General features: G+C 40.2%; 15 protein-coding genes. 7 read left to right on the top strand and 8 right to left on the bottom strand.

All coding sequences use genetic code 11. The features are described 5' to 3' along the window. Positions 1-2: 2 nt before the first annotated feature. On the top strand, positions 3-488 hold the full coding sequence (locus JUI58_RS12150; RefSeq protein ID WP_204104051.1) for a hypothetical protein: 486 nt from the start codon (positions 3-5) through the stop codon (positions 486-488). Between the two features lie 141 nt (positions 489-629). On the opposite strand, the gene JUI58_RS12145 is transcribed toward JUI58_RS12150, so the two are convergent. Together JUI58_RS12145 and ndhL are read right to left on the bottom strand one after the other, a co-directional pair. After that, on the bottom strand, positions 630-929 hold the full coding sequence (locus JUI58_RS12145; RefSeq protein ID WP_204104050.1) for a DUF3007 family protein: 300 nt from the start codon (positions 927-929) through the stop codon (positions 630-632). A 26-nt stretch (positions 930-955) separates the two neighbouring features. After that, positions 956-1,174 (bottom strand): NAD(P)H-quinone oxidoreductase subunit L, encoded by a 219-nt coding sequence (ndhL, locus tag JUI58_RS12140; protein WP_204104049.1) that lies wholly within the window; start codon positions 1,172-1,174, stop codon positions 956-958. Between the two features lie 23 nt (positions 1,175-1,197). Here ndhL and JUI58_RS12135 point away from each other — a divergent pair, with 23 nt between their 5' ends. From JUI58_RS12135 to ppc, 5 genes are all read left to right on the top strand, one after another. Continuing rightward, positions 1,198-1,503 carry a DUF3419 family protein gene (locus JUI58_RS12135; RefSeq protein ID WP_204104048.1) on the top strand — a complete coding sequence of 102 codons (306 nt, stop codon included), beginning with the start codon at positions 1,198-1,200 and terminating at the stop codon, positions 1,501-1,503. Positions 1,504-1,682: 179 nt separating this feature from the next. Next, on the top strand, positions 1,683-1,829 hold the full coding sequence (locus JUI58_RS12130; RefSeq protein WP_204104047.1) for a hypothetical protein: 147 nt from the start codon (positions 1,683-1,685) through the stop codon (positions 1,827-1,829). 3 nt (positions 1,830-1,832) lie between these two features. Beyond that, a complete protein-coding gene (locus JUI58_RS27015; protein WP_275414345.1) occupies positions 1,833-1,961 on the top strand; it encodes a hypothetical protein in 129 nt (42 codons plus the stop codon). Beyond that, positions 1,954-2,163, top strand: a complete 210-nt coding sequence (locus JUI58_RS12125) for a hypothetical protein (protein ID WP_204104046.1) — start codon at positions 1,954-1,956, stop codon at positions 2,161-2,163. Before JUI58_RS27015 ends, JUI58_RS12125 begins: the two co-directional genes overlap by 8 nt. Before the next feature lie 81 nt (positions 2,164-2,244). Next, complete coding sequence (ppc, locus tag JUI58_RS12120; RefSeq protein WP_239121423.1) at positions 2,245-5,337, top strand: phosphoenolpyruvate carboxylase; 3,093 nt, start codon at positions 2,245-2,247, stop codon at positions 5,335-5,337. Positions 5,338-5,400: 63 nt separating this feature from the next. Here ppc and JUI58_RS12115 read toward each other — a convergent pair whose 3' ends face one another. The 5 genes from JUI58_RS12115 to uppS all read right to left on the bottom strand — a co-directional run bounded on the left by JUI58_RS12115 (position 5,401) and on the right by uppS (position 13,440). After that, positions 5,401-6,009 (bottom strand): hypothetical protein, encoded by a 609-nt coding sequence (locus JUI58_RS12115; RefSeq protein ID WP_204104045.1) that lies wholly within the window; start codon positions 6,007-6,009, stop codon positions 5,401-5,403. Positions 6,010-6,151: 142 nt separating this feature from the next. Then, a complete protein-coding gene (locus JUI58_RS12110; RefSeq protein WP_204104044.1) occupies positions 6,152-6,976 on the bottom strand; it encodes a hypothetical protein in 825 nt (274 codons plus the stop codon). Continuing rightward, a complete protein-coding gene (locus JUI58_RS12105) occupies positions 6,973-11,034 on the bottom strand; it encodes a hypothetical protein (RefSeq protein ID WP_204104043.1) in 4,062 nt (1,353 codons plus the stop codon). Before JUI58_RS12105 ends, JUI58_RS12110 begins: the two co-directional genes overlap by 4 nt. 45 nt (positions 11,035-11,079) lie before the next feature. Further along, positions 11,080-12,669, bottom strand: a complete 1,590-nt coding sequence (locus tag JUI58_RS12100; RefSeq protein WP_204104042.1) for a mechanosensitive ion channel domain-containing protein — start codon at positions 12,667-12,669, stop codon at positions 11,080-11,082. A gap of 6 nt (positions 12,670-12,675) precedes the next feature. Beyond that, on the bottom strand, positions 12,676-13,440 hold the full coding sequence (uppS, locus tag JUI58_RS12095) for a polyprenyl diphosphate synthase (RefSeq protein ID WP_204104041.1): 765 nt from the start codon (positions 13,438-13,440) through the stop codon (positions 12,676-12,678). 184 nt (positions 13,441-13,624) lie between these two features. Between uppS and ylqF the strand changes: the two genes are divergently transcribed. Next, complete coding sequence (gene ylqF, locus JUI58_RS12090) at positions 13,625-14,464, top strand: ribosome biogenesis GTPase YlqF (protein WP_204104040.1); 840 nt, start codon at positions 13,625-13,627, stop codon at positions 14,462-14,464. Between the two features lie 14 nt (positions 14,465-14,478). Here ylqF and JUI58_RS12085 read toward each other — a convergent pair whose 3' ends face one another. Next, complete coding sequence (locus tag JUI58_RS12085; protein ID WP_239121426.1) at positions 14,479-15,087, bottom strand: 7-carboxy-7-deazaguanine synthase QueE; 609 nt, start codon at positions 15,085-15,087, stop codon at positions 14,479-14,481. Positions 15,088-15,105: the final 18 nt, after the last annotated feature.

Genomic DNA, 15,105 nt, shown 5'->3' with positions numbered 1-15,105 from the left:
TCATGAGCCATTTAGAGGAAGACAAGAACCATTCAAGAGTCAATTCAACGCAATGGATGTTGGCTGCTTTAACGGAAAAACTAGAGCAAACTTGTAAGGTTAATGAACAATTACAAAAATCTAATGGTCGCGCGATCGCGGCACTAGCGGATAAGTTTCAAGATGACCAAAAAGCTGAATTAGAATTAATTCAAGCAAATACAATGGCGATGTCAAGTTTGATTTCGACATTGGATAAGCTACAAGCAGGGCAAATGTCTATGACTCAAATCATCTATGAAAAACAAGCGATTCTCAAAGATTTTCGCGATATTATCGATACTATTTTGCAGAAAAGCGATCGCTATCAACAAGAAACCTGTCGTCAAATTGAAACAATTGTTAAGGAGGTGATGTCACTACAAGAGAATTTCGCGAAAATGCAGAAAGATATATTCACAATTTTGCAAGAACTGTCCGCCGAACGGGATAATAAGAGAGACTCATAAATTTAACAAATTGGCTTGGCCATACTTTTCTTAAAAAACTAACCAATTAAACATTTCTGCTTGGGACGCGCAAGCATCATGTTCGGTATTGTAAAGTTTAACTAAATATATAGTCAAGTGTAGTCATTCATGGTAAGATGTTTATTTTTCTGCTTGTAAATCTGCTTGTAAGTTAGCCAACTCTTCTGGGGTCATCTCATCCAACCGCTTTTGCAAAACCCTATCCTCATATTCTCTGCGCTGCTGGTGATAGGTCATATTGTGAGTAAAAGCGCGGAAAAGATAGGTTGAAATCCAACCCAATAATCCCCCCACCAAGAGTACCTGACTCCAGATTCCCGCCGAAAAGTTATCAAGTCCAGCCCCTCGTAAAACGAGATAAGCGATACCCCCGGCAAGGAAAACCCCAAAACTAATCGCGATCGCGTCAATTCTTCGCATAATCTCTCCTGCTTGTTAAATTTTGCCTAAATTGCGCGACGTTTGGGGCGAAAATTCAAAAAGGGACTTAATAGGAGTAACCCCGGAAAGAAGAAAAACACGCCAAAATACATCAACATTCGCTCAATCGAACTGGCAACATACCAACGTTGATTGAGGTAAAAATACATAAACACGGGTAAAGCAACGAGGTAAAGTCCACTCAGGGATAAATAGAGGAAGGCAACAAAAAGAGTAGTTTCCATAAAATTTACTTAGGTGTTGACCAATGACCGAACAATTCAGGCGGCAATGCCTCCAGTTCATCTTACAACCTTTTGCCCTCCATCTTCCATTGATTATCGCAATTGATATCAACCCCGCGCAAATTGCCTGTTTAGAATTGCGGGTTGCTGCCTATCGTACCTTAACTCACCCACAATTGTTAAAACTCATCGGCTCTATGTCTGCAATGACAGCAGAAGGATTGCAATTATATTCTGCCCTTAATTCACCCAGGCGATCGCATTTACCAACTCCCCCAACCCAAATCTCGTCAAAACCGAGAAACATTCTATCAACATTATTGGAATAATTGGCCTTAGCGCTTTTTATTTCGCCTCTTTTTCTCTCGGGATATCCTACTGCTTTACCATATGCTTAGAAAACTGTATTAATTGTTACAACTTAAGCAACATTTTTGAGTATATCTCCCCAGAGAATTACGAAAACTTACTAACTCGTATTGTTAACAGAAGTCCCCCCAGAAGTCGTTTGGCTTATGGGAATTTATTTGTCAAACGTAGTCATGGCGATCGCCTCTCGCAAAAGCTGCGTCTTCTCTCCAACTTAGCCAATAAACTCCATCTAGAGGATAAAGCCTTCTTTTATCAATCATTTATCGTTGAAGAAGTTATCTAAAAGATGATATTATTTTTAACAGATTTAAGGTTTGCCATTATCCAGCATCTATCATCCATTACCGCTCCCCCAAAAGCCGTCCTCCGCTATCGCGATCGGGACGGGGTTTCTACCCATTTTTCTGATGAATGAAAATCCCCTCGAAATTCTCATCCCACCTGCCAAAGTTTTGTTAAGTTTCTTGACATTCCCGATTATGGTTGGCATTGTTGTCGTGGAAAACGTTATACGAGAAATACAAGAATCGGGTACCACCAGCGAAGAAATTTTTCGCGGCGATCGGCTGCCGATTTTACCCTTTCCCGAGCCAAAAGAAGAAATGAACAATGAATAACCCATAACCGTAGTGGCAAAAACTACAATTGTTGACCCTTGCTTTTAAAATTTATCTTAAACCCATAGCAAAAAAGAGATTATGAGTTCACTTCTCCAATCATCCCAGCCGACCGTTCAAGTGCCTTCTACTTCGATGCTACTGTTGCACCATCGCCTGAAGTTAGTAGAAGACTTGTGGGAATCAGTTTTGCGTTCCGAATGCGGTCAAGATTTAGTGAATTTACTCGGACAACTGCGATCGCTTTGTTCCCCAGAAGGACAAACCACAGATCTCGATAAATCTGCAGCCCTCGAACTTGTTGAAAAACTAGACTTAAATGAAGCCATTCGTGCGGCTCGTGCCTTTGCGCTCTATTTTCAACTGATTAACATTGTCGAACAACATTACGAACAGCGAGAGCGTCAATTATCCCGCAGTGCGACTTATAAAGCCCAAAGTGAAGCCCTATCCGATACGCAACAAAAAAACCTTGAAAATGGCAATGCTAAAGTAGGACAAAACGGCGTTCCTATGGGCGCAAAACAATTAGAAAAAAGTTGGCAAGAAGAAAACGCAAATCCTAAACCTCGAGCGGGAACATTTTATTGGTTGTTTCCTCATCTGCAACAGCAGAATATGCCACCCAGAAAGATTCAAAACCTGTTGGATAATCTCGATATTCGTCTCGTTTTTACGGCTCACCCGACGGAAATTGTTCGTCATACAATTCGACGCAAACAGAGACGCATTGCCGATATTTTACATCAATTAGATCGAGCCGAAGAAGCCTATCGCGGCGTAGGATTAACCACCTCTTGGGAAGCAGAAAGCGCTACAGAACAACTTCATGAAGAGATTCGCCTCTGGTGGCGTACTGACGAACTACACCAGTTTAAACCCACGGTTTTAGATGAGGTTGATTACACCCTCCACTATTTCCAAGAAGTTCTTTTTGACACATTACCCGAGCTTTCTGTTCGTCTCAAACAAGCCCTGCAAAGTACCTTTCCCCATTTGCGTCCACCCCAAAATCGCTTTTGTTATTTTGGTTCTTGGGTAGGCTCAGATCGCGATGGAAATCCTTCGGTTACACCGGAAGTAACTTGGAAAACTGCTTGTTATCAGCGAGATATTGTCCTTGAAAAATACATTCATTCTGTAGATGCCCTGACCAATTTATTGAGTTTGTCATTACATTGGAGCAATGTTCTGCCGGAATTATTGGACTCTTTAGAACGCGATCGCGCCCATTTAGGAGATGTCTACGATCTCCTCTCGATTCGCTATCGCCAGGAACCCTATCGCCTCAAATTAGCTTACATTCAAAAGCGATTAGAAAATACCCGCGATCGCAATTCTTTGCTCTCCAGTGGCGATCCCCGGCAACAACAAATCCTCGAAAAGATTGACCCTAAAACAATTTATCAATCTGGAGAAGAGTTTTTAGAGGAATTAAAACTAATTCAGCGTAACTTAGAAGAAACAGGGTTAACTTGTCGCGATTTAGATAAACTCGTCTGTCAGATTGAAATTTACGGGTTTCATTTAACTCAATTAGATGTACGTCAAGACTCTTCCCGTCATTCCGATGCACTAACAGAAATCGGCGAATACATCCAAGCACTTTCTCAACCTTACGATGAACTCCACGAAAACGATCGCCGCAATTGGTTGATTACTGAGTTACCGACTCGTCGTCCCCTCATCCCCTCAGAAGCGCCTTTTTCCGCAAAAACCGCCGAAACCATCGAAACTTTTCGCACGATCCGACGCTTGCAAAAGGAATTTGGTGCAGAAATTTGTCAAACTTATATCATTAGTATGAGTAATGATGTGAGTGATATTTTGGAGGTGCTTTTACTGGCAGAAGAAGCCGGACTTTACGACCCCGTAACAGGAATTTGCAGTATTAAAATCGTGCCGCTATTTGAAACCGTGAACGATTTAAAACGAGCGCCGGAAATCATGCGATCGCTGTTCGAGTTAGAATCCTATCGAGCAGCTTTAGCAGGGGGCTACGAAGCCCTAAAAACCCAAGCAGAGATAACAATTGTTGACGCACCCCACTCTCATTTACCTCATTCTCAGCCTTTACAAGAAATCATGTTGGGCTATTCCGATAGTAATAAGGATTCAGGTTTTCTGAGCAGCAATTGGGAGATTCACAAAGCCCAAAAAGCACTACAAACTCTGTCTCAAAAATATGGTATCGCTTTGCGATTGTTCCACGGTCGCGGCGGCTCCGTGGGACGAGGAGGAGGACCCGCTTATGAGGCGATTTTAGCTCAACCCAATGCTACCATTAACGGACGAATTAAAATTACCGAACAAGGGGAAGTTTTGGCTTCCAAGTATTCTTTACCGGATTTAGCATTATATCATTTGGAAACTGCTTCTACGGCAGTAATCCAGGCAAGTTTGTTAGGAAGCGGCTTTGATGATATCCAACCTTGGAATGAAATTATGGAAGATTTGTCCGGGCGATCGCGCCGCGCTTATCGGTCTTTAGTTTACGAACAACCGGATTTTATCGATTTCTTCCTTTCTGTTACTCCTATTCCTGAAATTAGCCAATTACAGATTAGTTCTCGTCCCGCACGACGGAAGAACGGAAAGAAAGGTTTGAGCAGTTTGCGGGCGATTCCTTGGGTGTTTAGTTGGACGCAAAGCCGATTTTTACTTCCTTCTTGGTATGGAGTTGGAGCAGCATTGGAGAGTTTTATTGAGGAAGAACCTGAAGAAAATCTCAAATTGTTACGCTATTTTTACGTGAAATGGCCGTTCTTTAAAATGGTGGCTTCTAAGGTAGAAATGACCTTATCAAAGGCAGATTTACTCATGGCGCGACATTATGTACAGGAACTTTCTCCTCGGGAAGATTTAGAACGATTTGAAGTGGTTCTTACGCAAATTGAAGCGGAATATTATCGCACGCGAGACATGATTTTAACGATTACGGGACATAAAACCTTATTAGATAGCGATGAGGATCTCCAGCGATCGGTTCAGTTGCGAAATGGCAATATTGTTCCTCTGGGTTTCTTGCAGGTCGCTTTATTGAAACGCTTGCGTCAGTATAGCAATGCGGCGACGGCGGGATTAATTCACTACCGATATAGTAAGGAGGAATTGTTGCGAGGTGCGCTATTAACGATTAACGGTATTGCTGCGGGAATGCGGAATACAGGCTGATTTTTTCGGTTTTCAGTGGGAGAAATATAGCGCGATCGGGTGGGTTTTCTCGCCCGATTTTTATTATGTTTGTAGAATACCCACTAAAATTTTTCCTAAAATTTCTAGATCGTTGGGAATGTTAAATAAGGTAATATCTTGTAGGATTTGTTTTTGTTGGCGATCGAGTTTAGCAAAGCGCCAAATATCGCCCATTGTGACAACACCATATAATTCGGGACTTTCTTCAACTTGAGATAAGGCGATGAGTTCAACCGCTAATTGAGTAAACCCTCGGGTTAGATCGTCGTTTTTTGCTTCAATGACTAATAATTTGTTTTTTGAGAGTAATAAGTAATCTAGATTTCCTTTTAACCAGTTATTGACATTTAAAGTATATTCAATTCTTAACTGACAGCTACAATAGCAGACAATTTCCAATAAAATAGGGGAGACAAGAGTTTCTCTGCGTGCTGTCTCGTTACTTAAATTAACAAAAGATAATAATGTTTTTAGTTTTTGTTTGAGAGGTTGGAGTTGTACGATTTCACGATCGCATTGGGGGAGAGTCAGTTCGGTTTTCAGCAGGGAGTAACCGAATTCTGCTAATATCTCATCGGTTTCGTAGGCAAGTTCAAAGTAGGATCGAAAAGTATAGGATCGATCTTCCTGTAAGATTTTGCGATTTAGCATGGCGATCGTCTCTTTCTTCGGCTATGCCAATTATAGCGCGATCTCTTGGTAGGGGGAGATAGAAAGGGATACTGTTGAAAAAATTCGCGATCGAATTTATCTACGATAAACGATGGCAGACAAGAGGATCGAGAAATACGAATTAAATATCTCGTTCTAAAAGAAATTTTACTTGTAGTTTTGCCGTTCCGACAGACCAACCAATTAAACATCCCAGTGCATCATCCAGTTCTCGATGGCATAGTTCTAGAAGTTCGAGTAAATCTTCATGCTCATCATACCAATTGTGGGAAAGATTAACACCACGAATTTGATTTTGATTGATTTTATATTGTTGCATCTTGTCTTGAAGATATTTTTTTCCTGTATTCGATATTTGAAAACCATTAGAAATGCTTTCACTTTCAAACAAACTGTTTCCGTCATATAAAGCAGCATCATGTACAAAATGATTGCGAATCGCATAAGATATTCCTATGGGAAATCCATAACTTTCTTTCAGGAAGAAATGACTTTGAAATGCAGACGCTTTATTATCTCGAACGAAATGCTCCCATAATTTTGCAGGTTTATTAGTCTTCCATGTATCTGAGCTTATACATACAAATTTACCAATTTCTTTTGTGACTAGATCGCAGATTGACCAAGTAATTGGGAGATAACTTTGAAATCCTAGCAAACGCGCAACGCTAAAAGGGAGTTGCATTCCTTGAAATTCGACAAGATCGGAGGTTATATCAGAACTTGATGAATCTCGTAAGTTTTGTAAAATTTGTCGAGCATATTCTCTGGCATCAATTATAGGAGGTATTTGGTCTAAGCGATCGGCAATATTTTGAAATTCTCGAATTCGATTTTGGCAGATTGTAGGCAGAGAAATTGAAGATGGAGAGTCGAGAGCATTAGCACTCAAACGAAGATCGTTAACTGCATTTTGTATGCGGTTTTTCAATTGTTCTGTTGTCATTCCCAAAGCTCCTCTTTAACTCTTTCTCTTTGATCTTTCAACTCTGCTTCAGCTATCTTCAACACCCATTCTCGAAAGGGTACAAGGACTGGATCGCTTTCTTCTTTTAAACGCTGGTGAGCTAAATTAAATTCTATTTCATAAATTTCAAGAACTTCACCGATATTGCGAAACCCAATTTTAGGATTAGAGTTCGCGAGAGCATTGAAAATATCATTGCGATCGCGATCATCAAAATTATTAGCTAAAGCACAAGATTGATGAGCAATTGTTCGCCAAGCAGATGAATTTTCTGGATAAACAGCAGCGATTCTCGACCATAAATAAATTTGTTTTAAATTATCTTCAATTTTGGAATCTGAAAGTTTTTGAACAACCAAAGACGGAACAATTATACCCTTTGGATCGATATCTTGGAGATATTGTGGAAGCGATCGGAATATTGGATAATTTTGTTGTCCTAAAGAAAGTAATTCTAAAATTAGGCTTTTTGCGTGTTCGCTCATCAACTCCTCTTCAGAAAGTTGTTTAATGAATAGGGATAAACGATCCAGATTCGGTAAGATTCTAACATAAGATGATTCTGATTTGTTAAACTGTTGTAATCGTTTTTTTACAGCGTCTACAAGCCATTGTAAGTCTGGTTTTTCTGTTAACTTTATGATATCTTTAAGGAAATGAATACGATTCCCACCAATATCTTCAATTTGAGGAAGTTTCAGTATTTGTTCGAGAACCCATTGGCCTAGGGAATATCGATCTGAGTGTTCTGAATTACTCATTATTGCATGGTATAAGTTAAATAACAATATTCGTATTCCAGCTACAAAACTTTTTTCATCTAATCGATCTAGATTTTGTTCTATAATTTTTTTGATTCGAGATATATCAGTAAAAATGATTCCGCTAAGAATTTCTATAAACCAATCTATTTGACTATGCTGAATAAAAGATTGCTCTTTGTCTAGAATCACATTTAATTCTTGTTCTGTGACAGAACTTTGGCTACTCCAAGCATTTTGGTATATATTGTAAGTCAAATACACTATTTTTCCCTCATTATCTTGAATTGTATCAAGCAATTGTTGAAATACTAAAGCTGCTTCTTGTGGATTGTTCAGATTGCTTCTGGTTCTCGTGTCTTCTAACCAATTTATACAAATTTGAAGAGAAAACTGAAAGATTGGATCGCCTGTTTCTAATTGTAGAGATTCTCGAACAAAATCTCTAACAATTTCAGAGTTATTCGCTTTTAGTCCTAATCTATAAGCAACAGGGAAAAGTATAGAAATATTTTGAGAACTACCTACTAGATAGAGTACACCATTTTGAACAAAGTTTTTTATGATTTTCGTATTTTGCGATTTGGAAAGTTCTTCAGCTTTATCTTCAGCTTTTTCTATGCGCTCTTGAAAAGAACCCATACGAACAAGGGGTTCATATTCTGAATAAAGTTCTGAATAAAGTTTATTTTGGGTAAAAATTGATTCGCATTGATTAGCAAGTTCTTTTAAGTTGCATTTTTGTTCAAATCGAAAATGCCAATCCCAAATTTTACGCGCTGCTTGAAGTTCTGAAATGTCAACTTGATTGGATGTCAAAAATTTTAGAACCCATGTCAAATCTTGCTTTACTTGCTTATAAAAATCCTGAGAATAATTTTTTAAATTTTGGTGTTTTTCAGCTTCTCGGAATGCACAATTTGCAGAGTCGTGAGCTTCATTTAGTAAATCCCATAAATGGACGGATTGAGATGAATTTAAAGACCGTTCTTCTAGAATTGTTTCGATCGTTGTTTGCAATTGATTTCGCTCATTCCATCTATCACTATCCGGAAGAATAACCGATCTATTAAATGTTACAGTTTTTCCATCAAAGAAAGTGTATTCTCTATCAAGACTGAGCAATGGTTTTAGCAAAATATCGAGAAATAATTTCTGTTCTTGAATATTTTGATTCTTGCGAATTTCTCCGAGTATTTGTTGAGCTTTTTTAAAAGCCGATCGCGAAAAACTACCCAGAAAACTTTCTTCTTCTTTAATGATTTTTGAGAGAATGTCTTTTGCATGGTGATCGCTTAAAGATAAATCTTTATTTAAACGAGAAGCAATCTCATTTTCTCGAATCGCGAGTTTGCAAAGAATATCGACAATCCGATCTTGGTCTGTTTTCTGTTCCGCACAAGGTACAGCCTGATAAATTAACCAAGGTAGAGCCAAAATTACATTATCGTGAGTTAAAGTTTGTTTGCCAAAAATTGTTTCTATTTGTTCTTTTTCAGAAGATGATTCTAACAAACGATCGCAAAGATTTAAAATATCCTCAACGCGATTAAAAGCGACTTCATGTAATAAATTAATTACAGCTAATTTTTCGCGAACTGACCAACCTGATAGATTAGTACGAATAGCTGCAAAAAAGCGAGCTAATATATCTATTTTTTCTCCATATTGCCTTTGTCTGAATTCAAAGCGTGCAATTTCCTGTAAGATAGCCTTTTTAATTTCTTTAGCTTCTAATGGTTCTTGCGATAGATACTGGCATAGTTCTAGCGCTTCCTCAGAAATTTGCTGGCGATCGCGACCAAAATCTACAGAAACAATAAACCATTCTTTGAGGATATAATCTCTGAAAATATCTGGTTTGATTTCCAAGAAGCGATCGTAACTCCCACTCTTAAACAAAACATTTCTTTTAGCTAAATCTCGCAAGCAGTGCAACAGTGTAGAAGAACTTTTATATTGAACTTGGGATTGAATAAAGTTAATTATTTCCTTGTCTTCTGTATTGATTTTCCTAAATAGAGCAATCCAGCGAAGAGTATTGAAAACTTGTTCTGCGGAGTAATTGTGACTTTGTACAGATGTTATTTCTTTGAGATATTGACGGAGTAGATGCTTGGATTTTTGGGGGAAATCTTTGAGTTCTCCTGTTTTCTCTAATAGATTAACTGCAAGAGCAATAAAAGCTGGATAGCGATCGTAGTAATTAACAATCCAATTTGCTGTATCCTCTTTCCATTTTTCATCTTGCGATCGCAAATTCCCCAACTCAAAGAGATTTAAACAAAAGGCTTTTGCTGGGTCTTCCCTCAGAGGTTCTAATTGTATCTCTTCAATCTGCTTTCGCTGACGACTTTGCTGCAAATACCCCAGTACAATATCTTTAGGAGAACGAATCGCAATCAGCACTTTCCATTGATTTCCTCGAATATTTAATTGTTCGAGGAGCATATCAAATAATTTTCGATCTTCTGGTTCATCTATCAATAATAAAGTAGGACGTTCTGGAATAACTCCTGCAAACCATGAATTGCTCCTTTCCATTGTGGCAGTATTAGCCCAGAAAATTTGCCATTTTTTGTTGAGCGTATTATCTGGCTTTTCTTTCCGAAGATAATGTTCGGCACTTTCAAGTAAAAAGCGAGTTTTTCCTACTCCTCCCGCACCGTGAACGATCGCAATCGCTCGATCTTCTTCCTCAAAAAAGTTTTCAAATGTCTCAATTGCTTCCGCTCTTCCTTGATAGTCTGCATCCAATGTTACAGGATGAAAGTCTTGTTTTCTCAGCATTTCTCGTGCTTCTGACAAACTTAAAAAGACGCGATTTTCTCCACCAAAATAAGCCTGTTTTAAATCGGGATATTGGTGCAAACGGGTTTCTAATTCGGCTTTTTCCCAATAGGATGCAATGAGTCCAAGTTCTTGAAACAGAGGGTCAATTTCCTCATTCCATGCTCGATCGTCAGTCTGAGGATTAAAACCAACATTAGTAACGAGAATCCATTCCGTCACATCTTTCCAAATAGGTTCAGAGCGATATTCTGCGATTTTTGAGGCTTCTTTCTTCGCATCCCTCCGCACATCAGCAGCCGAACCATTTTGATGAAACTTCGCTTGATAAACAATGCGACCATCTCCCGATCGCGCATCCTGTCCCCGATCCTTTCCGGGACGACTAAATAGAAAAGCGTTGGGATCTTCAAATAAAACAAGACTGTGAACGAGAGATTCAAACGTTGCACCGCTTCGGATATAGCCCCAGTTAATTTCAGACATGGCTTTGAGATGATGCGATCGCAACTATTATAGCTCAATTTCAATTTACTCTTTCTGTTGCCCTTCCAAAAACTTCAAAATTCCTGCTTCGAGTTGAGGAGATAATTGAATCGGAATATGCTGCGATCGCAAATTCAAATCTCGTTGCGGAAAAGGAATTTCAATCCCTTCTTGAGTCAATAATTCTTCAATGCGAAAATATAAATCGCTTTTAAGTGGAACTTGGCGACTGGGATTAGCACTCCAGACTAATAATTCAAAATCCAAAGAACTATCACCAAAGCCAATAAAAATAACGTTTGGTGGTGGGGAAGAAAGAACTTCTAGATTTTCTCGTGCTGCTTGTAATAAAATATTTTTAACCGTGCTTAGATTACTACCATAAGCAATACCAACGGGAAGATGCAAGCGAGATATGGGATTAGAATGCGTCCAATTAATCACTTTATCTTCCAGTAAGCGATAGTTAGGAACAATAATCGAAATTTTGTCCAAGGTTTGTAAAATAATACTGCGAGCGCCAACTTTCTCGACTGTTCCCATTTGCTCTTTCAGTTCAATAAAATCCCCGACTTGAATTGAACCTTCAAATAGTAAGACAAGGCCGCTGGCAAAGTTCTTGGCGATATCTTGAAAACCTAAGCCGATACCGACCCCAACGACACTACCAAATAGAGCTAAAGAACTCAAATTAATGCCCCAAATTTGTAAAACGATGATTGTACCAATAAGGAGAAAACTATAGCGCAGGAGAACCGAAATAACCTCTTGGGCTCCTCGTTCAATTTGTGTTAATTGCAGTAGGCGCGTTCGCAAAAATTTCATTGCGATGCCAACTGCAACAAATGTCCCCCAAAGCATCAATAATAAGAGTGCCAGATCGATAATAGAATAAGCCCGATCGCCTAATGTCACGAAAGAAGAAGTAAAACTAACCCGCAGAATCTCGCGAATTTCATAACTCCACTGACGGGAAAGGGGAAATAAATCGGCAATAAAAAAAACAACGCTCCCCCATAACCAAGTTCGAGCTAGGAGGAGCATTAATTTAAAAAATAAAGTTGAATTGGAAAGAGTATCTGGAGGTATTTCTTCCTCTTCTCGTTTCTCGATAAACCGATCGCGAAGGTAATACCATACTCGGCCAATTACCCAGTGCAGAGCGATCGCGACTAACAAGATCGCCCCCCCGAAAAGGCCACGATTTCGCAAATATTCCGGTTGTTTTTCCTTCTGTGCTTCCCGCAGAACTTGTCGGAGTCGCTGCGTCCAAAATTCTGCTTGTTCTCGAGGGGTTCTTCCTTCTCGTAAATCTTGCTCTGTTACTGTTAGGAGATAAAGATCGTTGACTCGGACGACGATTGATTTATTTTGGTTCTCAATCACAATTTTGGGGGTCTTTTGAGATTCAGAAATTTCTTGTAAGCGATCGCTGATAGACTGAGCGCGATCGCCAGCTTTGAACTCTTCAAATGCGCCTACTTCAAAGACCACGCGGCCATTGAGGACGACGGGAACTTTAGTTTCCCCATTGGCCCAAACTGGAAGAATTGAAAGACAAAGGACCAGTGCGATCGCCAGGATCATTCTTTTCCAGAAAACGGCGATCCTCCGATTAATTGAAGGTCTGAACATTCTTTTTTAAATCTTTTTGCCAACCTTACCAAAACGCCGTTCTCTTTGCTGATAATCAATTAAGGCTTGATGAAATGCTTCTCGATCGAAAGCCGGCCAGGGAGTTTCCGTCACGTAAATTTCAGCATAGGCCATTTGCCAGAGGAGAAAATTACTGATCCGCATTTCTCCACTGGTACGAATCAGTAAATCGGGATTAGATATATCGTGGGTATAAAGGTGTTCCTCGAATATTTGCTCGTCGATCGCCTCGGGTTCGATCTCTCCTGTCTTGATCTTTTTGGCGATCTCCCGACAGGCTTGAATAATTTCTTGTCGTCCCCCATAATTAGTCGCGACGGTAAATTCAACATCTTGATTGTTCTTTGTATCTTCCATCGATCTCGCAATTTCTTCTTGCAGGGAAGTGGGTAATGCCTCCAAATTCCCCACAAAACGAATGCGAACGTTTTCCGCCATCATTTCCGCCAATTCTCGCCGCAAAACCTTCTCAAATAGGGTCATGAGGAATTCTACTTCTTCAAGAGGACGACCCCAATTTTCCGTAGAAAACGCATACACTGTTAGGGCGGGAATGCCCCAGTCTTTGCAACACCGCAATAAATCTTTCAAGGCATAGACCCCTTGTCGATGTCCCATAATGCGCGGCATTCCCTGACGTTTCGCCCAGCGCCCATTGCCGTCCATAATGGCAGCAACGTGCTTGGGCAGGCGATCGCGATCAAGATCGGGAGGCAATACTTCTAACAACGTTTTTTGTTTGAGAATCATGGAATTTTTTCGTTGAAGACCCAGCCATATATCGGTGGAACCTCAGTAGGAGAGGCTACTTTTCGGATTATTTGTTCGTTTTTGCAACAAATCTTAATAATTATAGCTTGATTGTTGTTCTCGGAAGAGTCAAGAACAAGAAACATTGATAATTGGTAATTGATAATTGATAATTGAAAAAAAAATGAGTCCTGCTATTCAATGGTATCCCGGTCATATCGCTAAAGCGGAGCGACAACTGAAAGAAAATCTCAAGCGTGTGGATGTGGTTTTAGAAGTCCTCGATGCGAGAATTCCCTTAGCGACGCAACATCCCCAGGTGAAAGAATGGATTCAGCATAAACCCCGTCTCCTCATTCTCAATCGTATGGATATGATTCCTGCTTCCTTACATCATACTTGGCGCAAGTGGTTTGAGGAGCGGGGCGAAACTCTTTATCTTACGGATGCCAAACAGGGAAAAGGTGTTAATGCGATCGCCAAAGCTGCCCAAAAAATGGAGACGGGGGTTAACCAACGACGGCGCGATCGCGGCATGAAGCCTCGTCCTGTGCGGGCGGTGGTGATCGGCTTTCCCAATGTGGGCAAATCTGCTCTCATTAACCGTTTGGTGGGGCGTAAAGCGGTGAAAAGTGCCAGGCGTGCGGGGGTGACTAGGCAGTTACAATGGGTGCGAATTTCCGAAGAAATCGAGCTTCTAGACGCACCTGGAATTATTCCTTGGCGTTTGGATAATCAAGAAGATGCGCTAAAATTAGCCATTTGTGAGGATATTGGCGAGGCATCTTATGAGAATCAATGGGTTGCTGCAACTTTAGTCGATCTTTTAAAGGCGGGTGATTATAGTGAAGTGCTGACTTCTCGCTACGGCCTCGATCCGACGGATAGGACAGGAGAAGAATATATTCATCAGTTGGGGGGCGATCGCTATCACGGTGACGTAGAAAGGGTGGCTGTTCTGCTTTTAAATGATTTTCGCAAGGGTATTATGGGACAAATTCCTTTAGAAATGCCTTACATTTAAAAGATGGAATTAACTTAGGGAATCTGCAAGTATTTGTGCAGTTGGGGGGATAAGCGAGCGTGGGGAAATTCTCTTAATAGATTTAAGGTGAGAGGGATGGTGCGATCGCGATCGTTCCATTCGGGTTGAAAAAAGAGAGGAGATTCTGCTTGCAAATACTGTTGATAAAAATAAGGTTCTTTGCCGTCACTAATGACAATTTTAATTTCATTGGCACGCTGCCAAAATTCAGGAATTACAGGAAATTCAGGGTTAAGATGTTCTTTAGGGCTTAGGGTTATCCACACTGTTTCTGATAGTAACTGCCAGCGAGATCCAGAGGTTTCGATGGAGATTTTTTTGCCAGTTTTCAGAATTGCCTCGGTTAAAGGTTTAAGATTGGTTTGAAAAAAAGGTTCGCCTCCGGAAATAACCACGCGATCGCTTTTGAGTTCGGCAATTAAATCGGTAATTTCTACTTTTTGGGCTGCGATCGCCCCTCCTCCATCAGCATAACCCGTATCGCACCAAGGACATTTTACGGGACATCCATAAAGGCGAATAAAGTCGCAAGGTGTTCCGATCCAATAGCCTTCACCTTGGATAGTTTGTTGAAAAGTTTCGTGAATTAGGAGGAATGGCATCAAAATAATTTGGCGATT

Source organism: Spirulina sp. CCY15215 (assembly GCF_016888125.1).
Taxonomy (GTDB): Bacteria; Cyanobacteriota; Cyanobacteriia; order Cyanobacteriales; family Spirulinaceae; genus CCY15215.
This window is presented reverse-complemented; position numbering and strand designations above follow the sequence as displayed.

Bases quoted from the DNA above. Each gene is read 5' to 3' on its own strand.
- JUI58_RS12150 (WP_204104051.1), top strand. From the start codon at position 3: ATGAGCCATTTAGAGGAAGACAAGAACCATTCAAGAGTCAATTCAACG.
- JUI58_RS12145 (WP_204104050.1), bottom strand. From the start codon at position 929: ATGCGAAGAATTGACGCGATCGCGATTAGTTTTGGGGTTTTCCTTGCC.
- ndhL (WP_204104049.1), bottom strand. From the start codon at position 1,174: ATGGAAACTACTCTTTTTGTTGCCTTCCTCTATTTATCCCTGAGTGGA.
- JUI58_RS12135 (WP_204104048.1), top strand. From the start codon at position 1,198: ATGACCGAACAATTCAGGCGGCAATGCCTCCAGTTCATCTTACAACCT.
- JUI58_RS27015 (WP_275414345.1), top strand. From the start codon at position 1,833: ATGATATTATTTTTAACAGATTTAAGGTTTGCCATTATCCAGCATCTA.
- JUI58_RS12125 (WP_204104046.1), top strand. From the start codon at position 1,954: ATGAATGAAAATCCCCTCGAAATTCTCATCCCACCTGCCAAAGTTTTG.
- ppc (WP_239121423.1), top strand. From the start codon at position 2,245: ATGAGTTCACTTCTCCAATCATCCCAGCCGACCGTTCAAGTGCCTTCT.
- JUI58_RS12115 (WP_204104045.1), bottom strand. From the start codon at position 6,009: ATGCTAAATCGCAAAATCTTACAGGAAGATCGATCCTATACTTTTCGA.
- JUI58_RS12110 (WP_204104044.1), bottom strand. From the start codon at position 6,976: ATGACAACAGAACAATTGAAAAACCGCATACAAAATGCAGTTAACGAT.
- JUI58_RS12105 (WP_204104043.1), bottom strand. From the start codon at position 11,034: ATGTCTGAAATTAACTGGGGCTATATCCGAAGCGGTGCAACGTTTGAA.
- JUI58_RS12100 (WP_204104042.1), bottom strand. From the start codon at position 12,669: ATGTTCAGACCTTCAATTAATCGGAGGATCGCCGTTTTCTGGAAAAGA.
- uppS (WP_204104041.1), bottom strand. From the start codon at position 13,440: ATGATTCTCAAACAAAAAACGTTGTTAGAAGTATTGCCTCCCGATCTT.
- ylqF (WP_204104040.1), top strand. From the start codon at position 13,625: ATGAGTCCTGCTATTCAATGGTATCCCGGTCATATCGCTAAAGCGGAG.
- JUI58_RS12085 (WP_239121426.1), bottom strand. From the start codon at position 15,087: ATGCCATTCCTCCTAATTCACGAAACTTTTCAACAAACTATCCAAGGT.